This window comes from Streptomyces sp. enrichment culture (assembly GCF_964273145.1).
In the GTDB taxonomy this organism is placed as follows: domain Bacteria; phylum Actinomycetota; class Actinomycetes; order Streptomycetales; family Streptomycetaceae; genus Streptomyces.
This window is the reverse complement of sequence record NZ_OZ186873.1, coordinates 3,703,674-3,724,800: the sequence shown is the minus strand read 5'-3', so window position 1 is coordinate 3,724,800 and position 21,127 is coordinate 3,703,674. Positions and strand designations below refer to the sequence as shown.

The window sequence follows — 21,127 nt, the reverse complement described above, 5'->3', positions numbered from 1 at the left end:
GCGACCCCTCACAGCTTCATCAGGCTGGCGTCGTCGACCGAGGCCGAGTGGCGGGAACGGAACAGGGACACGATGATCGCGAGCCCGACCACGACCTCCGCGGCGGCGACGACCATCGTGAAGAAGGCGGTGATCTGGCCGTCGAGGTTGCCGTGCATGCGGGAGAAGGCCACGAACGCGAGGTTGCAGGCGTTGAGCATCAGCTCCACGCACATGAAGACGACGATCGCGTTGCGCCGGACCAGCACGCCGGTGGCGCCGATCGTGAACAGCAGGGCCGCGAGGTACAGGTAGTTGACGGGGTTCACTTCGACGCCTCCTCGGACCGCTTGAAGGTCGCCGGAGCGGTGCCCTTGCGCTCCAGGCGCTCCTCGGCGCGCTGCTCCAGGGCCCGCAGGTCGTTGAGGGCCTCCCGCGACACGTCCCGGATCTGGCCCCGCTCGCGCAGCGTCTTGCTGACGGTGAGCTCGGACGGGGTGCCGTCGGGCAGCAGGCCCGCGATGTCGACGGCGTTGTGCCGGGCGTACACGCCGGGCGCGGGCAGCGGCGGCAGGTACGTGCCCTCCCGCACCCGCTGTTCGGCCAGCTCCCGCTGGGTCCTGGCCCGCTCGGTGCGCTCCCGGTGGGTGAGCACCATGGCACCGACGGCGGCCGTGATGAGCAGCGCGCCGGTGATCTCGAATGCGAAGACGTACCGGGTGAAGAGGAGGGCCGCGATGCCCTCGACGTTGCCGCCGGCGTTCGCCTGGCCGATGCCGCCGAACTCCTTCAGGGAGGCGTTGCCGATGCCCGCGATCAGCAGGGTGCCGAAGCCGAGCCCGCACAGCAGGGCCAGCCAGCGCTGGCCGCGGATGGTCTCCTTCAGGGAGTCCGCCGCGGTGACGCCGACGAGCATCACCACGAAGAGGAACAGCATCATGACCGCGCCGGTGTAGACGACGATCTGCACGACCCCGAGGAAGTAGGCGCCGTTGGCGAGGTAGAACACCGCGAGAATGATCATGGTTCCGGCGAGGCAGAGCGCGCTGTGGACGGCCTTCTTCATGAAGACGGTGCACAGGGCGCCGATCACGGCGATCGTGCCGAGGACCCAGAACTGGACGGCCTCTCCGGTGGAGGTGGAGTAGGCGGCGAGCTGCGCGGTCATCGGCCGATCACCTTCTCCGACGCCGGTTCCTCCCCGCCGAAGGTCGAGGCGGCCTCCTGGACGACCTCGCCCTCGGAGTGGACGGTCTGCCGCTCCGTACCGGGCGCGGCCCCGGTCACCGCGCCCCGGTAGTAGTCCTGCTCGTCCGTGCCGGGGTACATGGCGTGCGGCGGCTCGACCATGCCCTCCTCCAGGCCGGCCAGCAGCTGCTCCTTGGTGTAGATGAGGTCGGCGCGGCTGGAGTCCGCCAGCTCGAACTCGTTGGTCATCGTCAGCGCGCGCGTGGGGCACGCCTCGATGCACAGCCCGCACAGGATGCAGCGGGCGTAGTTGATCTGGTAGACGCGGCCGTACCGCTCGCCCGGCGAGTAGCGCTCCTCGTCCGTGTTGTCCGCGCCCTCGACGTAGATGGCGTCGGCGGGGCACGCCCAGGCGCACAGTTCGCAGCCGACGCACTTCTCCAGGCCGTCCGGATGGCGGTTGAGCTGGTGCCGTCCGTGGAAGCGCGGAGCGGTGGTCTTGCCCTGCTCCGGGTACTGCTCGGTCAGCCGCTTCTTGAACATGGCCTTGAAGGTCACGCCGAAGCCGGCCACGGGGTTCTGGAAGCCGGGCTTCGACCGCCCGGCCTCCTGGGGCTCCTCAGCCATCGGACGCCTCCTTTCCATCCGTAGGTCCGCCCAGAGGTCCGTCACCCTGGGTCTCCGGTCCGCCACTGGCGATCAACTCCCGCTCCCTGCGCGGGCGGCGGCGCGGCACCGGCGGCAGCTCCTGTCCGGGCAGCGGCGGTACGGGGAACCCGCCGGCCATCGGGTCGAAGGCGGCCGGTTCCTCCGCGGGCGGCTCGGCCCGCTTCGCCTTGTCGCGGTACATGTCGGCGACGAAGGACAGCAGCAGCACCACGAGGACGCCGGCGCAGACGTAGAGGGCGATGTCGGTGAAGTCGTAGTTCTCGTTCCTGAGGGCCCGGATGGTGGCGACGAGCATCAGCCACACCAGGGAGACCGGGATGAGGACCTTCCAGCCCAGCTTCATCAGCTGGTCGTAGCGGACCCGCGGGAGGGTGCCGCGCAGCCAGACGAAGAAGAACAGCAGGAGCTGGACCTTGACCACGAACCAGAGCAGCGGCCACCAGCCGTGGTTCGCGCCCTCCCAGAAGGTGCTGACCGGCCACGGGGCCCGCCAGCCGCCGAGGAAGAGGGTGGTGGCGACCGCCGAGACCGTCACCATGTTCACGTACTCGGCGAGCATGAACATCGCGAACTTGATCGACGAGTACTCGGTGTTGAAGCCGCCGACCAGGTCGCCCTCGGACTCCGGCATGTCGAAGGGGGCGCGGTTGGTCTCGCCGACCATGGTGACGACGTAGAGGACGAAGGAGACCGGCAGCAGCAGGATGTACCAGCGGTCGGCCTGCTGTTCGACGATCGCCGACGTCGACATCGACCCCGAGTAGAGGAAGACGGAGGCGAACGCGGCGCCCATGGCGATCTCGTAGGAGATCATCTGCGCGCAGGAGCGGAGTCCGCCGAGCAGCGGGTACGTGGAGCCCGAGCTCCAGCCGGCCAGCACGATGCCGTAGATGCCGACCGAGGCGACCGCGAGGATGTAGAGCATCGCGATCGGCAGGTCGGTGAGCTGCATGGTGGTGCGCTGGCCGAAGACCGAGATCTCGTTGCCCGACGGGCCGAAGGGGATCACCGCGACCGCCATGAAGGCCGGGACGGCCGCGACGATCGGCGCGAGGACGTACACCGCCTTGTCCGCGCGCTTGACGACGATGTCCTCCTTGAGCATCAGCTTGACGCCGTCGGCGAGCGACTGGAGCATGCCCCAGGGGCCGTGCCGGTTGGGGCCGATGCGCAGCTGCATCCAGGCGACGACCTTGCGCTCCATGACGATGGCGATCAGCACGGTCACCATCAGGAAGGCGAAGCAGAACACCGCCTTGACGACGACCAGCCACCACGGGTCGCGGCCGAACATCGAGAGGTCCTCGGCGGCGAGGTACGGGCTCATGCCTCCACCTCCTGGTGGACGCCGGCGGCGGGGTTCGCCGGGCCGATGCGGACGAGGGAGCCGGGCAGCGCCCCGGTGTCGGAGGCGACGCCGCCGCCTGTGGAGTTCAGCGGGAGCCACACCACGCGGTCGGGCATCTCGGTGACCGCCAGCGGGAGTTCGACGGTCCCGGCGGGCCCGGTCACGGCGAGGAGGTCGCCGTGACCGACGCCGGCCTCGGCGGCCGTGGCGGGCGACAGGCGCGCGGGTGCGGCGTGCCGGGTACCGGCGAGCGCCTCGTCGCCCTCCTGGAGGACGCCCCGGTCGAGCAGCAGCCGGTGTCCGGCCAGCACGGCCTCCCCGGCGGCCGGCCGGGGCAGCACGCCCGCGGTCTGGAGCGGTTCGCCGGCCCGGGGACCGTCCCAGGTGCCGAGCCGGTCCAGCTCCGCGCGCACGGTCCGCAGGTCCGGCAGCCCCAGGTGGACGTCCATGGCGTCGGCCAGCATCTGCAGCACCCGCGCGTCGGTGGGCGACGGGCGGTGCGTCATCTGGTCGGGCTTGAGCGCGGCCTCGAAGAAGCGGGCCCGGCCCTCCCAGTTGAGGAAGGTGCCGGCCTTCTCGGCGACCGCCGCCACCGGCAGCACCACGTCGGCGAGTGCGGTGACCTCGCTGGGCCGCAGCTCCAGCGAGACCAGGAAGCCGACCTCGGCGAGAGCGGCCCGCGCGCGGGCCGGGTCGGGCAGGTCGGCCACCTCCACGCCCGCCACCAGCAGCGCCTGGAGTTCACCGGTCGCGGCGGCCGTGATGATCTGGCCGGTGTCGCGGCCGTAGCGGTGCGGCAGGGCGGCGACGCCCCAGACGGCGGCGACCTCCTCCCGCGCGCGCGGGTCGGTGGCCGGGCGCCCGCCCGGCAGCAGCGACGGCAGCGCGCCCGCCTCCACCGCGCCGCGCTCCCCCGCCCGGCGCGGGATCCACGCCAGGCGGGCGCCGGTCGCCGAGGCGAACCGGACGGCGGCGGTCAGGCCACCGGCCACACCGGCCAGCCGCTCGCCGACGACGATCACCGCGCCCTCGGTGCGCAGCGCCTCGGCGGCCCGGGCGCCGTCCCCCTCCAGGCCGACGCCGCTCGCGAGCGCGTCCAGCCACTCGGTCTCGGTGCCCGGAGCGGCCGGCAGCAGCGTGCCGCCGGCCTTTCGCAGACCGCGCGTGGCGTGCGTGGCCAGCGCGAACACCCGCTGCCCGTGTCCCCGCCACGCCTTGCGCAGCCGCAGGAAGACGCCGGGTGCCTCCTCCTCGGACTCGAACCCGACCAGCAGGACGGCGGGCGCCTTCTCCAGCGCGGTGTACGTGACGCCGTCGCCGTCGAGGTCACGGCCGCGTCCGGCGACCCGGGCGGCCAGGAAGTCGGCCTCCTCGCCGCTGTGCACGCGCGCGCGGAAGTCGATGTCGTTGGTGCCGAGCGCCACGCGCGCGAACTTGCTGTACGCGTAGGCGTCCTCCACGGTGAGCCGCCCGCCGGTCAGGACACCGGTGCGGCCCCGGGAGGCGAGCAGCCCCTGCGCGGCGATCTGGAGGGCGTCCGGCCACGAGGCCGGCCGCAGCTCGCCCTCCGCGTCGCGCACCAGCGGCGTCTGCAGCCGGTCCCGCAGCTGCGCGTACCGGAACGCGAAGCGTCCCTTGTCGCAGATCCACTCCTCGTTGACCTCGGGGTCGTTCGCCGCGAGCCGCCGCATGACCTTGCCGCGCCGGTGGTCGGTGCGGGTGGCGCAGCCTCCGGAGCAGTGCTCGCACACCGACGGCGAGGAGACCAGGTCGAAGGGGCGGGAGCGGAATCGGTACGCCGCCGAGGTCAGCGCGCCGACGGGGCAGATCTGGATGGTGTTGCCGGAGAAGTACGACTCGAAGGGGTCGCCCTCGCCGGTGCCCACCTGCTGGAGCGCGCCCCGCTCGATCAGCTCGATCATCGGGTCGCCCGCGATCTGGTTGGAGAAGCGGGTGCAGCGGGCGCACAGCACGCACCGCTCCCGGTCGAGCAGCACCTGCGTGGAGATCGGCACGGGCTTGGCGTAGGTCCGCTTCCTCCCCTCGAAGCGGGACTCGGCGTTGCCGTGCGACATCGCCTGGTTCTGCAGCGGGCACTCGCCGCCCTTGTCGCAGACCGGGCAGTCCAGCGGGTGGTTGATGAGCAGCAGCTCCATCACGCCCTTCTGCGCCTTCTCGGCGACGGGCGAGGTCAGGTGCGTCTTCACCACCATCCCCTCCGTGCACGTGATGGTGCAGGACGCCATGGGCTTGCGCTGGCCCTCGACCTCGACGATGCACTGGCGGCAGGCGCCGGCCGGGGCGAGGAGCGGATGGTCGCAGAAGCGGGGGATCTCGATGCCGAGCTGCTCGGCGGCCCGGATGACCAGGGTGCCCTTGGGCACGCTGATCCCGATGCCGTCGATCGTCAGCGTCACGAGGTCTTCCGGCGGGAGTGCCGCCTCGCCCCCCGAGGAGGGAGCGCTGGTGGTCACCGTCATGCGTTCACCTCCGTACGGTGGTCGGCCCAGGCCGTGGACCTGGCCGGGTCGAAGGGGCAGCCGCGGCCCGTGATGTGCTGCTCGTACTCCTCGCGGAAGTACGTGAGCGAGGAGAAGATCGGCGAGGCGGCGCCGTCGCCGAGGGCGCAGAAGGACTTGCCGTTGATGTTGTCGGCGATGTCGTTGAGCTTGTCGAGGTCGGACATGGCGCCCTTGCCGGCCTCGATGTCACGCAGCAGCTGGACGAGCCAGTACGTGCCCTCGCGGCAGGGCGTGCACTTGCCGCAGGACTCGTGGGCGTAGAACTCGGTCCAGCGGGTGACGGCGCGGACGACGCAGGTCGTCTCGTCGAAGCACTGGAGGGCTTTCGTGCCGAGCATGGAACCCGCGGCGCCCACCCCTTCGTAGTCGAGGGGGACGTCGAGGTGCTCGTCGGTGAACATCGGCGTCGAGGAGCCGCCCGGCGTCCAGAACTTGAGGCGGTGCCCGGGACGCATGCCGCCGCTCATGTCGAGCAGCTGGCGCAGGGTGATCCCGAGCGGCGCCTCGTACTGGCCGGGGTTGGCGACGTGGCCGGACAGGGAGTAGAGCGTGAAGCCCGGGGACTTCTCGCTCCCCATCGAGCGGAACCACTCCTTGCCCCGGTGCATGATCGCGGGTACCGACGCGATCGACTCGACGTTGTTCACCACGGTCGGGCACGCGTAGAGGCCCGCGACGGCGGGGAAGGGGGGCCGCAGCCGCGGCTGGCCGCGGCGGCCCTCGAGCGAGTCCAGCAGCGCGGTCTCCTCACCGCAGATGTACGCGCCCGCGCCCGCGTGCACGGTGAGTTCGAGGTCGAGTCCGCTGCCGAGGATGTTCGTGCCGAGGTAGCCCGCCGCGTAGGCCTCGCGTACGGCCGCGTGCAACCGCCGCAGGACGGGGACGACCTCACCCCGCAGGTAGATGAAGGCGTGCGACGACCGGATGGCGTAGCACGCGATCACGATGCCCTCGATGAGGCTGTGCGGGTTGGCGAAGAGGAGCGGGATGTCCTTGCAGGTCCCGGGCTCCGATTCGTCGGCGTTGACGACGAGGTAGTGGGGCTTGCCGTCCCCCTGCGGGATGAACTGCCACTTCATCCCGGTGGGGAAGCCGGCGCCGCCGCGACCGCGCAGACCGGAGTCCTTCACGTAGGCGATCACGTCGTCCGGTGACATGGCCAGCGCCTTGCGGAGCCCCTCGTAGCCCTCGTGCCTCCGGTAGACGTCCAGCGTCCAGGACCCCTCCTCGTCCCAGAAGGCCGACAGCACGGGTGCGAGCAGCTTTTCCGGGCTGGTGTCCTTGATCTCGGTCGTCAAGGTCATCACTCCCCCTCCTCGGCGGTGGGCCCTGCGGGGTGCTCGGGGTCGGAGGCCGATGTGTCCTGTGGCGCGTCGTGGGAACTGAGGTGCTCGGCCGGGGACGGCTCGTGGGGCGGCGCGCCTTGGGGGGCCGCGCCGCGCGGGTGCACCACGCGCGCGGGAGCGGTCTCGCCCTTGGCCAGCTTCAGGCCGATCAGGGAGGCGGGTCCCGCGCTTCCCCCCGCCTCGACGGCGCCCTCCCGCTCGTCGGGGAAGCCGGCCAGGATGCGCGCGGTCTCCTTGAAGGTGCACAGCGGCGCCCCGCGCGTGGGCGTGACCGGCCGCCCCGCGCGCAGGTCGTCGACGAGGCGCTTGGCGCTCGCCGGGGTCTGGTTGTCGAAGAACTCCCAGTTGACCATCACGACCGGCGCGTAGTCGCAGGCGGCGTTGCACTCGATGTGCTCCAGGGTGACCCTGCCGTCGCCGGTGGTCTCGCCGTTGCCGACGCCCAGGTGCTCCTGGAGCTCTTCGAAGATGGCGTCGCCGCCCATGACGGCGCACAGCGTGTTGGTGCACACGCCCACCTGGTAGTCGCCGCTCGGCTTGCGCCGGTACATCGTGTAGAAGGTGGCGACCGCGGTGACCTCGGCGGTGGTCAGGCCGAGCAGGTCGGCGCAGAACCGCATGCCGGTGCGGGTGACGTGCCCTTCCTCCGACTGCACGAGGTGCAGCATCGGCAGCAGGGCGGAGCGGGAGTCCGGGTAGCGGGCGATGATCTCGCGCGCGTCGGTCTCCAGGCGGGCGCGGACGTCGGCCGGGTAGTCGGGCGCGGGCAGCTCGGGCATGCCCAGGCCGACTTCCCGCTCCGAAGGACTGGTGGTCACCGGTCGACGCCTCCCATCACGGGGTCGATGGACGCGACGGCGACGATGACGTCGGCGACCTGGCCGCCCTCGCACATCGCCGCCATGGCCTGAAGGTTGGTGAAGGACGGGTCGCGGAAGTGGACCCGGTAGGGGCGGGTGCCGCCGTCGGAGACGACGTGCGCCCCGAGCTCGCCCTTGGGTGACTCGACCGCCGCGTACGCCTGTCCCGGCGGGACGCGGAAGCCCTCGGTGACCAGCTTGAAGTGGTGGATCAGGGCCTCCATGGAGGTGCCCATGATTTTCTTGATGTGGTCGAGGGAGTTGCCGAGGCCGTCCGGTCCCAGGGCGAGCTGGGCGGGCCAGGCGATCTTCCGGTCGGCGACCATCACCGGGCCGGGCTGGAGCCGGTCCAGGCACTGCTCGACGATCCTGAGCGACTGGCGCATCTCCTCCAGGCGGATCAGGAAGCGGCCGTAGGCGTCGCAGGTGTCGGCGGTCGGGACGTCGAAGTCGTACGTCTCGTAGCCGCAGTACGGCTGGGCCTTGCGCAGGTCGTGCGGCAGGCCGGTGGAGCGCAGGATCGGGCCCGTCACGCCGAGGGCCATGCAGCCGGCCAGGTCCAGGTAGCCGACGTCCTGCATGCGGGCCTTGAAGACGGGGTTCCCGGTGGCGAGCTTGTCGTACTCCGGGAGGTTCTTCTTCATCTTCTTCACGAACTCGCGGATCTGGTCCACCGCGCCGGGCGGCAGGTCCTGGGCGAGTCCGCCGGGGCGGATGTAGGCGTGGTTCATCCGCAGGCCGGTGATCAACTCGTAAATGTCGAGGATCAGCTCCCGGTCGCGGAAGCCGTAGATCATGATGGTGGTGGCGCCGAGCTCCATGCCGCCGGTGGCGATGCACACCAGGTGGGAGGAGAGCCGGTTGAGCTCCATCAGGAGCACGCGGATGACCGAGGCCCGGTCCGGGACCTGGTCCTCGATGCCGAGGAGCTTCTCGACGCCGAGGCAGTACGCCGTCTCGTTGAAGAACGGCGTCAGGTAGTCCATGCGCGTCACGAACGTGGTGCCCTGCGTCCACGTGCGGTACTCGAGGTTCTTCTCGATGCCGGTGTGCAGGTAGCCGATGCCGCAGCGGGCCTCGGTGACGGTCTCCCCCTCGATCTCCAGGATCAGGCGGAGCACGCCGTGCGTGGACGGGTGCTGCGGGCCCATGTTGACGATCAGCCGCTCGTCGTCGGTGCGGGCCGCGGACTGCACGACCTCGTCCCAGTCGCCGCCGGTGACCGTGTAGACGGTGCCCTCGGTGGTCTCGCGGGGGGTTGCGTGGGAAGTGCTCACGAGTACGACCTCCGCTGGTCCGGAGCCGGGATCTGGGCGCCCTTGTACTCGACGGGGATGCCGCCGAGGGGGTAGTCCTTGCGCTGCGGGTGGCCCTGCCAGTCGTCGGGCATCATGATCCGCGTCAGGGCCGGGTGGCCGTCGAAGACGATGCCGAAGAAGTCGTACGTCTCGCGCTCGTGCCAGTCGTTGGTGGGGTAGACGGAGAACAGCGACGGGATGTGCGGGTCGCCGTCGGGGCAGGCGACCTCCAGGCGGATCACCCGGTTGTGGGTGATCGAGCGCAGGTGGTAGACGGCGTGCAGCTCGCGGCCCTTGTCGTTGGGGTAGTGGACGCCGCTGACGCCGGTGCACAGCTCGAAGCGCAGGGCCGGGTCGTCGCGCAGGGTCCGCGCGACGCGGACCAGGTGCTCGCGTTCGATGTGGAAGGTGATCTCGCCGCGGTCGACGACCGTCTTCCCGATGGCGTTCTCCGGCAGCAGGCCCTGCTCCTCCAGGGCGCCCTCCAGTTCGTCGGCGACTTCGTCGAACCAGCCGCCGTAGGGGCGGTTCGCCGGCCCCGGGAGCCGGACCGGGCGGACCAGGCCGCCGTAGCCGGAGGTGTCGCCGCCGTTGTCCGCGCCGAACATGCCGCGCTGGACGCGGATCTCCTCGCCGCCCTGGCCGCGCTGGCCGGGGAGGTTCTCGGCGGAGAGCGCCTTCTCGGGGTTGACGCCGTTCGCGTCCTTGGGTGCGTCGCTCACCGCAGCAGCCCCTTCATCTCGATCGTGGGCAGGGCCTTGAGCGCCGCCTCCTCCGCCTCGCGGGCGGCCTCCTCGGCGTTCACGCCGAGCTTGGAGCTCTGGATCTTCTGGTGGAGCTTGAGGATGGCGTCCATCAGCATCTCGGGCCGCGGTGGGCAGCCCGGCAGGTAGATGTCGACCGGGACGATGTGGTCGACGCCCTGGACGATCGCGTAGTTGTTGAACATGCCGCCCGAGGAGGCGCACACGCCCATCGAGATCACCCACTTGGGGTTCGGCATCTGGTCGTAGACCTGCCGCAGCACCGGCGCCATCTTCTGGCTGACCCGCCCCGCGACGATCATCAGGTCCGCCTGGCGCGGTGAGCCGCGGAAGACCTCCATGCCGAAGCGCGCCAGGTCGTAGCGGCCGGCACCGGTGGTCATCATCTCGATGGCGCAGCAGGCGAGGCCGAACGTGGCGGGGAAGACCGACGCCTTGCGCACCCAGCCCGCGGCCTGCTCGACGGTGGTGAGCAGGAATCCGCTCGGCAGCTTTTCTTCGAGTCCCATGACTAAAGGCCCCTCAGTCCCATTCCAGGCCGCCGCGCCGCCATACGTACGCGTACGCGACGAAGACGGTGAGCACGAAGAGCAGCATCTCCACGAGCCCGAAAAGCCCCAGGGCGTCGAAGCTGACGGCCCAGGGGTAGAGGAAGACGATCTCGATGTCGAAGACGATGAAGAGCATCGCCGTCAGGTAGTACTTGATGGGGAAACGCCCGCCGCCGGCCGGCGTGGGGGTCGGTTCGATACCGCACTCGTAGGCCTCGAGCTTGGCCCGGTTGTACCGCTTCGGACCGATCAGCGTGGCCATCACCACGGAGAAGATCGCAAAGCCTGCCCCGAGGGCTCCCAGTACGAGGATGGGCGCATACGCGTTCACCGCTCCTCGCTCCTCTCAGTCGGCACTGACTGCTGGCGGTGTGCATCGGGCTCACAGCCGCCCCGGCAGTCCCACGAACCCCGCTCGTCCCGGCGAAGATCGCGAACATGTGAAGCAGGTCACAAGCCCAACTGCCTCGCATCTTATGCCTGCCGCTCTGTGATCTGCGACACGGGGTATCGCACGAGCTTTGTGATCTCCACCACCTGACGAAGGATCATGAAGTCGGATGAGCGGCGATCTTCGCACAAGAAGCATCCGAGTGGTCACCATACGTGACATATCCACTCGTCATCGCTGGTCAGAAGATTCGCCTCAATATCAAGAGTCTTCCCTTGCATGCAAATTGGCGCCGGAATCGATCTTTTGATAGAGGCACCCTCGCCCCTTGAGAGAGGGGCGGAGCGCCTCGCGGATGCGTGCACGCGTTCACGAACTCCTCCCCACGGGTGGGCGCACACAGGACGCGGCCGCAGCGGTAACCGTTCCGTGACCTCTGCCACATTCACGGGAGCCCCCCGGAAACCGGGCTTGGCCATCCATCCCAACAAGTGGTAAGCGGAGGGCAATTCGGGCGTATCGGCGAAAGGCCGTGATCACAGGGGGGTTACGTTGCGTCCGTAATGTCCGTTACGGCGTCAGGAGAGGGCGACACGCCCGGGGTTCAAGGGGCCGAACGGGCAACTGTGGCGGACGACACCTTTCTTGAAGGGATGAAGGAGACCCTGGTACCGCTTGTACTCATGTCCCACACCGCTCACATACGCAGCCACCGGAAGCCCCGCCGCAGCGCGTCGAACATCGCCATGCGGGCCGGAGTTGCCGGTGGCGTTCTCGGCACCCTGGCAGTCACCGGGGCGTCCGGCACGGCCAACGCGGCCGAGCCGGTGACGCAGACCCTCGAACTGCCCACCCTGACGGCGGACCTGGCCGCCCAGGTCGCGCAGTCCGCGGACGTCACCCAGCAGGCCGCCGCGAACTACGAGCTGCAGGCCGAGCGTGACGCGGCCGCCGCCCGGGCGGCCAAGGAGGCCAAGGCGGACCTGGCCGAGGCCAAGAAGAAGGCCGAGGAGGAGAGGAAGAGGGCCGAGGAGGCCGCCCGCAAGGCCGCCGCCGAGCGGGCCGAGCGCGCCGCGCGCGCCGCCGAGCGGACCACGCTCAGCGCCTCCGTCGAGGTCTCCTCCGGATCCGGCTCCTCCGGGTCCGGCTCCGCGAGCGCCGGCGCGAGCGTGAGCACCTCCACCGCCACCGGTTCGGCCGCCGCGGTCGTCTCCTTCGTACGGGCGCAGGTCGGCGACGCCTACGTCTCCGGCGGCACCGGCCCCAACTCCTGGGACTGCTCCGGCCTCGTGCAGGCCGCCTTCCGCCAGGTCGGCATCGACCTGCCGCGCGTCTCGCAGGCCCAGTCGACCGCCGGCACGCAGGTGTCGCTGGACAGCCTCCAGCCGGGCGACATCCTCTACTGGGGCGGCGCGGGCAGCGCCTACCACGTGGGCGTGTACGTCGGCGACGGCATGTTCGTCGGCGCGCAGAACCCGTCCACCGGCGTCGCCCTGAAGTCGCTGTCGTACGACCCGCCGAGCGGCGCGGTGCGCGTGCTGTAAGGCGCGGGCACTTCCGCGAGGACAGCGGACGCATCCGTGAGGACGCGGACGCATCCGTACGAAGGGCCGCAGCCCCGCGGGGCTGCGGCCCTTCGGGTTCTCCCGGCACGCCCGGGGCGGTCCGGGCCCCCGCGCGACCGCGAGGCGGCGCCGCGGCGGGCCGGGCGGACCGGCGCGAGGAGGCCTTCGCGCGCCGGCACGCCCGGCCCGCCGCCCCGGGCGGAGCCCGGTCACGCCTTCGGCGCCACCTTGCTCAGACCGTTGATGATGCGGTCCATCGCGTCGCCGCCGGTCGGGTCGGTCAGGTTGGCCAGGAGCTTGAGCGTGAACTTCATCAGCAGCGGGTGGGTGAGGCCGCGCTGGGCCGCGATCTGCATGACCTTCGGGTTGCCGATGAGCTTCACGAAGGCGCGGCCGAGCGTGTAGTAGCCGCCGTAGGTGTCCTTCAGGACGCGCGGGTAGCGCTGCAGGGCCTTCTCCCGCCCGTCCGGCGTCGGGCGGGCGTGGGCCTGGACGATGACGTCGGCGGCGATCTGGCCGGACTCCATGGCGTAGGCGATGCCCTCGCCGTTGAAGGGGTTCACCAGGCCGCCGGCGTCGCCGACCAGGAGCAGCCCGCGCGTGTAGTGCGGCTGGCGGTTGAAGGCCATGGGGAGGGCGGCGCCGCGGATGGGGCCGGTCATGTTCTCCGGCGTGTAGCCCCAGTCCTCCGGCATCGACGCGCACCACGCCTTCAGGACCTCGCGCCAGTCCAGTTCCTTGAAGGAGTCGGAGGTGTTCAGGACGCCGAGGCCGACGTTGGAGGTGCCGTCGCCCATGCCGAAGATCCAGCCGTAGCCGGGCAGCAGGCGGTCCTGGGGGCCGCGGCGGTCCCACAGTTCCAGCCAGGACTCCAGGTAGTCGTCGTCGTGGCGCGGAGAGGTGAAGTACGTGCGGACCGCGACGCCCATCGGGCGGTCCTCGCGGCGGTGCAGGCCCATCGCCAGGGACAGGCGGGTGGAGTTGCCGTCGGCGGCGACGACCAGCGGCGCGTGGAAGTCGACCTCCCGCTTCTCCTCCCCCAGCTTGGCGCGCACGCCGGTGATGCGGCCGGTGCGGTCGTCGACGATCGGCCCGCTCACGTTGCAGCGCTCGTGGAGGCGGGCGCCCGCCTTCTGCGCCTGCCGGGCGAGCTGCTCGTCGAAGTCGTCGCGCTTGCGGACGAGGCCGTAGTCGGGGAAGGAGGCGAGATCCGGCCAGTCGAGCTGGAGGCGGACGCCGCCGCCGATGATGCGCAGGCCCTTGTTGCGCAGCCAGCCGGCCTCCTCGGAGATGTCGATGCCCATGGCCACGAGCTGCTTGACGGCGCGCGGGGTGAGACCGTCGCCGCAGACCTTCTCGCGCGGGAACTCGGTCTTCTCCAGCAGCAGCACGTCGAGCCCGGCCCTGGCCAGGTGGTACGCGGTCGTGGAGCCGGCCGGCCCCGCGCCAACGACGATCACATCGGCGGTGTTGTCGGAGAGGGGCTCGGTCACGGCGGGATCTCCCCAGGCTCGAAATCTGCGTGCCGACCGGCACAGGACACGGGCAGTCTATTCAGCGTCACCGATCACCGATCGAAGGGCTGCCCCGTGAACCGGACTCCCCCCGTGGTACGGCTGCGTGTCCCCACCGACGAGGACGCCCTCGCCTGGCACCGGGTGTTCGACCACCCGGACGTCATGGAGTTCCACGGCGGCAGGTCCGCCGAGTTGTCCGTCTACGAGGAGCTGACCGCCCGCCAGCGCCGGCACGACGCCGAGTACGGCTTCTGCCTGTGGACCGTGCTGGACGAGGCCGGGAACGTCATCGGCTTCACCGGCGCCCAGCCCTGGCCGCGGGCCTGGGGCCCCGAGGGCGCGATCGAGATCGGCTGGCGGCTGGGCCGGGAGCACTGGGGCCGGGGGTACGTCACGGCGGCGGCCCGGGAGACGCTCCGCAGGGTGCGCGCGGCGGGCGTACCGGAGGTGGTGGCCATGGTCGACGCCCGCAACACCCGCTCCATCGCGGTCACGCGACGGCTGGGCATGAGCCTCGCGGAGGTCTACACGACGCCGGAGTCCCGGCGGGAGGGGCACTGCTACCGCCTCGCCCTGTGACGGCGGGTGACCGGTGCCGCGGAACGCCGTCCGGCGCTTCCGGACGGTGCGGCGGCGGGGTGCCGGCGGTCCGGCGCGGTGCGGCTCCGGGGAGGGCGAAAGGGACGGGCTCCGGCGCGGGCCGGAGGAGCCCGAGGGTCCCCGCGGGGTCCTCAGCCCGCCTTGAACCCCCGGTGCAGCGCCACGACCCCGCCGGTGAGGTTGCGCCAGGCCACCCTCGTCCAGCCGGCGTCGCGCAGGCGCGCGGCGAGCGCGGGCTGGTCGGGCCAGGCGCGGATGGACTCGGCGAGGTAGACGTAGGCGTCCGGGTTGGAGGACACGGCGCGGGCGACCGGCGGCAGGGCGCGCATCAGGTACTCGGTGTAGACGGTGCGGAACGGCGCCCACGTCGGGTGCGAGAACTCGCAGATGACGACGCGTCCGCCGGGCCGCGTCACCCGGTGCAGCTCGCGCAGGGCGGCGTCCGTGTCGTGCACGTTGCGCAGTCCGAAGGAGATCGTCACCGCGTCGAAGGTGTCGTCCCTGAACGGCAGCCGCGTGGCGTCGCCGGCGGTGAACGGCAGCCAGGCGTGCCGCTGCTTGCCGACCCTCAGCATGCCGAGGGAGAAGTCGCAGGGGACGACGTAGGCGCCGGTGCGGGCGAAGGGGAGGGAGGAGGTGGCCGTGCCGGCGGCCAGGTCCAGCACCTTCTGCGCCGGGCGGGCGTCGACGGCCCGGGCGACCTCCTTGCGCCACAGCCGGGCCTGGCCGAGCGAGAGCACGTCGTTGGTCAGGTCGTACCGTTCCGCCACGTCGTCGAACATCGAGGCGACTTCGTGCGGCTGCTTGTCCAGGGAAGCGCGGGTCACGGGCCCATTGTTGCAGGGCGGGTTCACGGCAGCAGGCGCGGCCTCCTCCGCGCGGCGACGTCCTCCACCCAGCCGGCCAGCAGGACGAACACCGCGATCAGGACCCAGCCGACGCCCAGCAGGAACCACTGGCTCCCCAGCGGCAGGTACGCCTCGAACGCCGGCACCCGCCAGCACAGGTCGATCAGCGGCACGGCCAGGATCAGCGCGATCTCGTGCCACAGGTAGATCGTCACCGCCCGCGCGTTGAACACGGTCACCAGCCGGTCCAGACGGCGGAACCGGGCGAGAGCGGCGAAGTCGGTGCCGAGCCGCTCCTTGGCGTACATCAGCAGCGTCACGAACCCGGCCGACCAGAGGGCCTGGGCGAGCGGGATGTCGTCGAGGTCGTAGGTGCCGTACTCGGCCCGGTGCGCGAAGGCGTACCAGCAGCCGCAGGCGAGCGCGGCCGACGACGCCGCGAGGACCGCGGCCGGCCGCAGGCGCCGCAGCACGCCGTCGTGGTGCGCGAAGCCGAGGACCCAGCAGAAGAGGTACGTCGCCAGGTCCAGCAGCGCGGCGCCGAAGCGGTCGTCCGGCGGCCGCCAGGCGAACCGCAGGACCACGGCCGGGGCCAGCGAGAGGACCAGGACCGCGACCGGCGCGCGGCGGAACACCCGCAGCAGCAGCGGGGAGAGCAGCACGAACCACAGGTACGTCCGCAGGTACCAGAGGATCTCCCAGGCCTGCTCGCCCCGGGCGTCGCCCGGCGGGTCGCCGAGCGGGAGGACCCAGTAGACGATCCGCCACCCGGGCAGCCAGCCGTGCGCCAGCATCGCGGCGACCACGAAGAGGCCCCAGAACCAGAACGGCGGCAGCAGGCGGCGCAGCCGGCCGCGGACCACCGCCGGGGCCGGGCGCCGCAGCGACTTCGCCATCAGGGAGCCGGCCAGGGCGAACATGATCCCCATGGACGGGAGGACCAGTCCGGCCCAGGGCCAGCCGAAGACGTGGTACGTGACGACCCGGACCAGGGCGAGGGCGCGGAGGGTGTCGAAGTAGCGGTCCCTTCCCGCAGCGGTGCCCGGACCGGGGCCCGGCGCGGCGGTCACCGCGGCGGCGGCCGCGGGCGCCGGGCCCCCCTTGCGGTGCCTCCCCATCACCCGGTCCCCGCCGGCGTGCCCACCTCGCCCGTCCGCTTCAGCTTCTGCCAGCGCAGCCGGCCGCCGGTGAGGGCGGTGACGCAGGAGTGGATGAGGACGAGGTACATCATCTGCCGGTAGGCGAGCTGCTGGAGCGGCATCATCAGCAGGTAGCGGTACTTCTCCCGGTCCAGCCGGAAGGCGTACGCCGCGCAGAGCAGCTGCACGCCCAGCACCGCCAGCCAGGCGAGCAACGCCGCCCGGAAGTCGACGAAGACCATCGAGTAGGCGGTGAAGACGTCGATGAGCGGGGCGAAGAGCGGCGTGACCACCTGGAAGAGCACCACCAGCGGCAGGCCGACCCGGCCGAAGCGGCCCGAGGGCCCCTTGTCGGTGAGGGACCCGCGGTGCTTCCACAGCGCCTGCATGGTGCCGTAGGACCAGCGGTAGCGCTGGGACCACAGCTGCTTCAGCGACCCCGGAGCCTCCGTCCAGGCCCGGGCGTGCTCCTGGTAGACGACCCGCCAGCCCGCCCGGTGCAGGGCGATGGTGATGTCGGTGTCCTCGGCGAGGGTGTCCTCGCTCATGCCGCCGGCCTGGAGGACCGCCTCGCGGCGGAACGCGCCGATCGCCCCGGGGATGGTCGGCATGCAGCGCAGCAGGTCGTACATGCGGCGGTCGAGGTTGAAGCCCATCACGTACTCGATGTGCTGCCAGGCGCCGATGAGGGTGCGCCGGTTGCCGACCTTGGCGTTGCCCGCGACCGCGCCGACCCCGGGGTCGGCGAACGGCTGGACGAGGTGGCGCACCGTGTCGGGCTCGAAGACGGTGTCGCCGTCCATCATCACGACGATGTCGTGGCCGGCGCTGCGGACGCCGTTGTTGAGGGCGGCCGGCTTGCCCGCGTTCTCCTGGCGGACGATCCGGACGTTGGTCATGCCCAGCGAGGCGGCGGCGGCGCGGGCGACCTCGGAGGTGCCGTCCGTGGAGCCGTCGTCGACGACGACGATCTCGATCGGGTGGGTGCTGCGCGCCAGTGATTCCAGGGTGTTGGCGATGCACTCCTTCTCGTTGTACGCCGGGACGATCACGCTCACCGGCCGGGTGACGGGCGGCCCCCAACTGAACCGGCGTCTGTTGCGCTGCCGGTGGTGGCGGCGGGCGAGGACCAGCATCATCCCGAACCGGCCCATGACGGCCACGCCCACGACCACCAGCCCGGCCGAGAGCGCCGGCACCGTCCACTCGGCGACGGCGACGGCCGCGACGAGGGCCCGGCCCTCCCAGAGGGTCGCGCCGGTGGCCTCGTGGTGGGCGGCCTGGAGGCGGTCGCCGGTACCGGAGCCCTCGGGGGCGGCTTCTCCGGTGGGGGCGGCCGCGCCCGCCGCGCCCGGGGGCGCGCCGTCCGCGTTCTGCTCCGCCATGGCACCGCTGATGGTGGTGAAGGTGTAGCCCTGCGCCTTCATCTTCTCGATGTACTTCGGCAGCGCCTCGATGGTCTGCGACCGGTCGCCGCCGGAGTCGTGGAAGAGCACCGAGGCGCCCTCGCCGTCCTCGGGCGTGGCCCACTCGACGATCTTCGAGACGCCCGGCTCCTTCCAGTCGTCGCTGTCGGTGTCGATGAAGACGCTGGTGTAGCCGTCCTGGCCGAGCCGCTGGTAGACGGGCCAGCTGTAGTTGTCGATGGCGTCGGTCTCGGAGGAGTACGGCGCGCGGAAGAGTGTGGTGGTGATGCCGGCCGCGCCCGCGAGCGCGAGCTGGGTCTGCTCGATCTCGCGGGTGACGCGGGACTCGCTCTGGTACGAGAGGTCGACGTGGGTGAAGGTGTGGACGCCCACCTCGTTGCCCTGTTCGACCAGGTCCCGGACGACGTCCGGGTAGCGCGCGACCATCGAGCCGACCAGGAAGAACGTGCCGGGAACGTCGTACTCCTCGAGGATCTCCAGCACCTTCGGCGTCCAGGTGGGGTCGGGACCGTCGTCGAAGGTGAGCGCGATCGTCTTGTCCGGGACGGAGACGGTCCTGGCCTGCCCGCCCGGGAAGGTGAGGATCGGCCCTCCGTCGAGGACCTCCTCCGGTACGTCGTCGGCGCCGGCACCGGTGCGTACGCGCTGGTCGCCGCCGACCTCGGCGCGCAGGTAGCCGTCGAGCAGCAGGACGCAGATCAGGGTGAGCAGCAGGAGCAGCGCGAGGAGGACCCGCGGCCGCTGCAGCACGGCGGCCTTGCCCGCGGCCCGTTCGATACGGGTGGGGGCGCGGCGACGGCCTCGTGGGGAAGTGGTCGTGGTCATGGAAGCGGCGGCGTCCCGGTCAGTCGGAGGCGGAAGCGGAGGCGGAGGGTGCCGGGGAGGCTGAGGAGGAGCCGGCGGAGGGGGCGACGGCCGGTCCGGGCACCGCGGCGCCGGTGGGTGGGGCGCCCGTGGGGGCGCCGCCGCCCTGCGGGCGCATCCCGGCGCCCGGGGCCCGGCCGTCCCGCCCGTCGCCGAAGGGCAGCAGCGAGGACGTGCCGACCGAGGTGCCGATGCCCATGAAGGCCAGGCCCAGCACGGTCGCGTAACCGAGGCAGACGACCCCGAGGAGGAGGCCGAGCCGGCGCAGCAGCCTGGCCCGGCGCCCGGAGGTGTCGACGAACACGGGCCCTTCGGCGGACCCGTCGCCGCGTTTGCGGCGGCGGCCGCGCACGGCGGCGCGGCTTTCGGAAGCAGGCTCGGAATGCATTCCCCGGAGGCTAGGGAGCTCTGCCTGCCGAAAACTTGGACTTTCCTGTGAGGTCTCGATGAAAAACGCCCCAGTCTGTCCTTTCCCTGGGAAAAACCGACATTCCGCGCCCCTCGCTCAGAAAACTCTCAGGAACGCGTGGGACGTTCACTCGTCCGACCATGAGAAACGGGAGAAACGGGAGCGTATGCCATGAGGAGTATCCGGAAACCGGCTGCCGGGCTCGCCCTGCTGCTCGCCCTGGCCACCGCCGGGTGCTCCGCGCGGGGCGGTTCGACGGACGCGGCGTCCACCGCCCCCTCCGCCTCCCCCGCCCCGTCCGGCTCCACCGCACCGGCCACCGCCTACGCCCCCTACGTCAGCGCCACCACCGCGTCCGGCCTCGACTCCGCGGGCTCCCCCACGACGTACAACCTGGCGTTCGTCGTCTCCTCCGGCAGCGGCTGCACCCCGCGCTGGGGCGGCACCCGGGCCGTCGACGACACGGCGGTCGCCTCCCGCATCGCGCGGTTGAAGGAGTCCGGGGCCGATGTCCGCGTCTCCTTCGGCGGCGCCTCCGGCACGGAGCTGGCGGCCGCCTGCGGCAGTGCCCGGGAACTGGCGCGGGCGTACGGCGCGGCACTGGACTCGGCCGGCTCCACGCGGGCGGACTTCGACATCGAGGGCGAGGCCCTGACCGACGCCGACTCGGTCGCCCTGCGCTCGGAGGCGATAGCCCTGCTCCAGCGGGAGCGGAGCGACCTGGAGGTCTCCTTCACGCTGCCGGTGATGCCCTCCGGCCTCGACGCCGACTCCCTGGCGCTGCTGGAGTCCGCCAACGTCCACGGCGTCCGGGTCTCCACGGTCAACCTCATGACCATGAACTACGGCGAGTCCTACACCGGGGACATGGGCGACTACGCCCTCGCCTCCGCCGAGGCCGCCCACGCCCAGCTGGCGCGGGTCTTCGGCCTGTCCGGCGCGGCGGCCTGGAAGGGCATGGCGCTCACCTCGATGATCGGCGTCAACGACGTCGACGGGGAGACGTTCACCCTCGACGACGCCGCGCAGGTCCGCGCCTTCGCCGAGGAGAAGGGGATCGCCTGGGTGTCGGTGTGGGCCGCCTTCCGCGACCGGCGGTGCGGGGAGGACTCCTCCGCGGACGACGCGTCGACCGACTGCAGCGGGGTCGAGCAGGAGGACGGGGCGTTCGCCGAGGCGTTCGCGCGGTAGGGGCCGCCGGCTCCCGGTCCCGGCCCTCGCGTGCGCCGGCCGCTCAGCGCCGCCGGTACACCAGGCGCCCCCCGACGACGGTCGCCACGCAGGCCCCGGCCCCGTGCGCGGCGAGCGCCGCCTCGTCGGGGACGTCGAAGACGGCGAACCGGGCCGCGGAGCCGCGCTCCCTGGGGGGCGCGAACGTCACCGGCGGGCCGGAGGCGTAGGGGTCGAGCGAGGGCGTCCCGCCGGGCCGCCCGGTCCGGCCCACCACCGCGATGCCGGAGCGGTGCACGGCGTCCCGTACCGCGCGGCTGCGCAGTTCCCCGCAGGCCACCGCCACCGTGCCGTGCGCCAGCATGCGCTGCACCCCGCGCCGGGCACTCGCGCCCCGGCGGGCCTCGTCCGGCGCCAGGGCGGCGAGCGCCTCCCCGGTCAGCGGCTCGGTGCCGAGCTCACCGGCCTCGCGCGGGTCGGGGTGGTAGGCGTCCTCCAGCAGCTCGTTCCCGTACGGGTTGACGAGCCCGGGGGTGAGGATGCCGGGCCACCGGCGCACCCGGGCCCCCGGGCAGGCGTCGGCGACCTCCTCCAGCGGGCCGGCCGCGGCGATCCACGCGCCGTCGACGGCGAGCGCCCGGCCCCTGGAGTCCGCGTGGATCGTCAGCACGG

20 protein-coding genes are annotated in these 21,127 nt (G+C 71.8%); 3 read left to right on the top strand and 17 right to left on the bottom strand.

Annotated features, from left to right (window positions below):
• Positions 1 to 8: 8 nt before the first annotated feature.
• From nuoK to ACSU6Z_RS16830, 11 genes are read right to left on the bottom strand one after another with little or no spacing between them, the layout of a single operon-like run.
• Entirely contained in the window at positions 9 to 308 is a 300-nt protein-coding gene (gene nuoK, locus ACSU6Z_RS16880) for an NADH-quinone oxidoreductase subunit NuoK (RefSeq protein ID WP_437017246.1), read from the bottom strand.
• Positions 305 to 1,147, bottom strand: coding sequence for an NADH-quinone oxidoreductase subunit J (locus tag ACSU6Z_RS16875; protein ID WP_437046594.1), 843 nt, complete (start codon positions 1,145 to 1,147; stop codon positions 305 to 307). The genes nuoK and ACSU6Z_RS16875 overlap by 4 nt, the downstream gene beginning before the upstream one ends.
• On the bottom strand, positions 1,144 to 1,794 hold the full coding sequence (nuoI, locus tag ACSU6Z_RS16870) for an NADH-quinone oxidoreductase subunit NuoI (RefSeq protein WP_437046593.1): 651 nt from the start codon (positions 1,792 to 1,794) through the stop codon (positions 1,144 to 1,146). The genes ACSU6Z_RS16875 and nuoI overlap by 4 nt, the downstream gene beginning before the upstream one ends.
• A complete protein-coding gene (gene nuoH, locus ACSU6Z_RS16865) occupies positions 1,787 to 3,163 on the bottom strand; it encodes an NADH-quinone oxidoreductase subunit NuoH (RefSeq protein ID WP_437046591.1) in 1,377 nt (458 codons plus the stop codon). Before nuoH ends, nuoI begins: the two co-directional genes overlap by 8 nt.
• Positions 3,160 to 5,664, bottom strand: coding sequence for an NADH-quinone oxidoreductase subunit G (locus ACSU6Z_RS16860; protein ID WP_437046589.1), 2,505 nt, complete (start codon positions 5,662 to 5,664; stop codon positions 3,160 to 3,162). The genes nuoH and ACSU6Z_RS16860 overlap by 4 nt, the downstream gene beginning before the upstream one ends.
• Positions 5,661 to 7,010, bottom strand: a complete 1,350-nt coding sequence (nuoF, locus tag ACSU6Z_RS16855; RefSeq protein ID WP_437046588.1) for an NADH-quinone oxidoreductase subunit NuoF — start codon at positions 7,008 to 7,010, stop codon at positions 5,661 to 5,663. The genes ACSU6Z_RS16860 and nuoF overlap by 4 nt, the downstream gene beginning before the upstream one ends.
• Entirely contained in the window at positions 7,010 to 7,870 is an 861-nt protein-coding gene (nuoE, locus tag ACSU6Z_RS16850; RefSeq protein ID WP_437046586.1) for an NADH-quinone oxidoreductase subunit NuoE, read from the bottom strand. Before nuoE ends, nuoF begins: the two co-directional genes overlap by 1 nt.
• Complete coding sequence (locus ACSU6Z_RS16845) at positions 7,867 to 9,189, bottom strand: NADH-quinone oxidoreductase subunit D (protein WP_437046584.1); 1,323 nt, start codon at positions 9,187 to 9,189, stop codon at positions 7,867 to 7,869. The genes nuoE and ACSU6Z_RS16845 overlap by 4 nt, the downstream gene beginning before the upstream one ends.
• Positions 9,186 to 9,932, bottom strand: a complete 747-nt coding sequence (locus ACSU6Z_RS16840) for an NADH-quinone oxidoreductase subunit C (protein WP_437046582.1) — start codon at positions 9,930 to 9,932, stop codon at positions 9,186 to 9,188. Before ACSU6Z_RS16840 ends, ACSU6Z_RS16845 begins: the two co-directional genes overlap by 4 nt.
• Complete coding sequence (locus ACSU6Z_RS16835) at positions 9,929 to 10,483, bottom strand: NuoB/complex I 20 kDa subunit family protein (RefSeq protein WP_007383964.1); 555 nt, start codon at positions 10,481 to 10,483, stop codon at positions 9,929 to 9,931. Before ACSU6Z_RS16835 ends, ACSU6Z_RS16840 begins: the two co-directional genes overlap by 4 nt.
• A gap of 13 nt (positions 10,484 to 10,496) precedes the next feature.
• The gene (locus ACSU6Z_RS16830) at positions 10,497 to 10,856 is read right to left on the bottom strand and encodes an NADH-quinone oxidoreductase subunit A (RefSeq protein WP_003956195.1); all 360 of its coding nucleotides are present in this window, start codon (positions 10,854 to 10,856) and stop codon (positions 10,497 to 10,499) included.
• A gap of 743 nt (positions 10,857 to 11,599) precedes the next feature.
• Between ACSU6Z_RS16830 and ACSU6Z_RS16825 the strand changes: the two genes are divergently transcribed.
• Positions 11,600 to 12,460 (top strand): C40 family peptidase, encoded by an 861-nt coding sequence (locus tag ACSU6Z_RS16825; RefSeq protein WP_437046580.1) that lies wholly within the window; start codon positions 11,600 to 11,602, stop codon positions 12,458 to 12,460.
• A 230-nt stretch (positions 12,461 to 12,690) separates the two neighbouring features.
• Here ACSU6Z_RS16825 and ACSU6Z_RS16820 read toward each other — a convergent pair whose 3' ends face one another.
• A complete protein-coding gene (locus ACSU6Z_RS16820) occupies positions 12,691 to 13,974 on the bottom strand; it encodes a geranylgeranyl reductase family protein (protein ID WP_437046578.1) in 1,284 nt (427 codons plus the stop codon).
• A gap of 96 nt (positions 13,975 to 14,070) precedes the next feature.
• On the opposite strand from ACSU6Z_RS16820, the gene ACSU6Z_RS16815 reads away from it, so the two are divergent.
• Positions 14,071 to 14,577, top strand: a complete 507-nt coding sequence (locus ACSU6Z_RS16815) for a GNAT family N-acetyltransferase (protein WP_437046576.1) — start codon at positions 14,071 to 14,073, stop codon at positions 14,575 to 14,577.
• A 152-nt stretch (positions 14,578 to 14,729) separates the two neighbouring features.
• Here ACSU6Z_RS16815 and ACSU6Z_RS16810 read toward each other — a convergent pair whose 3' ends face one another.
• Genes ACSU6Z_RS16810 through ACSU6Z_RS16795 form a run of 4 tightly spaced genes read right to left on the bottom strand, consistent with a single transcriptional unit; the run spans position 14,730 to position 19,264 of the window.
• Positions 14,730 to 15,425, bottom strand: coding sequence for a demethylmenaquinone methyltransferase (locus ACSU6Z_RS16810; RefSeq protein WP_437046574.1), 696 nt, complete (start codon positions 15,423 to 15,425; stop codon positions 14,730 to 14,732).
• A 23-nt stretch (positions 15,426 to 15,448) separates the two neighbouring features.
• Positions 15,449 to 16,564, bottom strand: a complete 1,116-nt coding sequence (locus ACSU6Z_RS16805) for an acyltransferase family protein (protein WP_437046573.1) — start codon at positions 16,562 to 16,564, stop codon at positions 15,449 to 15,451.
• Positions 16,564 to 18,837: a bifunctional polysaccharide deacetylase/glycosyltransferase family 2 protein gene (locus tag ACSU6Z_RS16800; RefSeq protein WP_437046571.1), complete on the bottom strand. Its 2,274-nt coding sequence runs from the start codon at positions 18,835 to 18,837 to the stop codon at positions 16,564 to 16,566. Before ACSU6Z_RS16800 ends, ACSU6Z_RS16805 begins: the two co-directional genes overlap by 1 nt.
• A 19-nt stretch (positions 18,838 to 18,856) precedes the next feature.
• Entirely contained in the window at positions 18,857 to 19,264 is a 408-nt protein-coding gene (locus ACSU6Z_RS16795; protein WP_437046569.1) for a hypothetical protein, read from the bottom strand.
• 192 nt (positions 19,265 to 19,456) lie between these two features.
• On the opposite strand from ACSU6Z_RS16795, the gene ACSU6Z_RS16790 reads away from it, so the two are divergent.
• Positions 19,457 to 20,476: a chitinase gene (locus tag ACSU6Z_RS16790; protein WP_437046568.1), complete on the top strand. Its 1,020-nt coding sequence runs from the start codon at positions 19,457 to 19,459 to the stop codon at positions 20,474 to 20,476.
• 43 nt (positions 20,477 to 20,519) lie between these two features.
• On the opposite strand, the gene ACSU6Z_RS16785 is transcribed toward ACSU6Z_RS16790, so the two are convergent.
• Entirely contained in the window at positions 20,520 to 21,125 is a 606-nt protein-coding gene (locus ACSU6Z_RS16785) for a hypothetical protein (protein WP_437046566.1), read from the bottom strand.
• Positions 21,126 to 21,127: the final 2 nt, after the last annotated feature.

Coding starts and splice junctions, on each gene's coding strand:
- ACSU6Z_RS16805 (WP_437046573.1), bottom strand. CDS start 16,564: ATGGGGAGGCACCGCAAGGGGGGCCCGGCGCCCGCGGCCGCCGCCGCG.
- nuoI (WP_437046593.1), bottom strand. CDS start 1,794: ATGGCTGAGGAGCCCCAGGAGGCCGGGCGGTCGAAGCCCGGCTTCCAG.
- ACSU6Z_RS16835 (WP_007383964.1), bottom strand. CDS start 10,483: ATGGGACTCGAAGAAAAGCTGCCGAGCGGATTCCTGCTCACCACCGTC.
- ACSU6Z_RS16790 (WP_437046568.1), top strand. CDS start 19,457: ATGAGGAGTATCCGGAAACCGGCTGCCGGGCTCGCCCTGCTGCTCGCC.
- ACSU6Z_RS16795 (WP_437046569.1), bottom strand. CDS start 19,264: ATGCATTCCGAGCCTGCTTCCGAAAGCCGCGCCGCCGTGCGCGGCCGC.
- ACSU6Z_RS16800 (WP_437046571.1), bottom strand. CDS start 18,837: ATGACCACGACCACTTCCCCACGAGGCCGTCGCCGCGCCCCCACCCGT.
- nuoH (WP_437046591.1), bottom strand. CDS start 3,163: ATGAGCCCGTACCTCGCCGCCGAGGACCTCTCGATGTTCGGCCGCGAC.
- ACSU6Z_RS16860 (WP_437046589.1), bottom strand. CDS start 5,664: ATGACGGTGACCACCAGCGCTCCCTCCTCGGGGGGCGAGGCGGCACTC.
- ACSU6Z_RS16825 (WP_437046580.1), top strand. CDS start 11,600: ATGTCCCACACCGCTCACATACGCAGCCACCGGAAGCCCCGCCGCAGC.
- nuoF (WP_437046588.1), bottom strand. CDS start 7,010: ATGACCTTGACGACCGAGATCAAGGACACCAGCCCGGAAAAGCTGCTC.
- ACSU6Z_RS16875 (WP_437046594.1), bottom strand. CDS start 1,147: ATGACCGCGCAGCTCGCCGCCTACTCCACCTCCACCGGAGAGGCCGTC.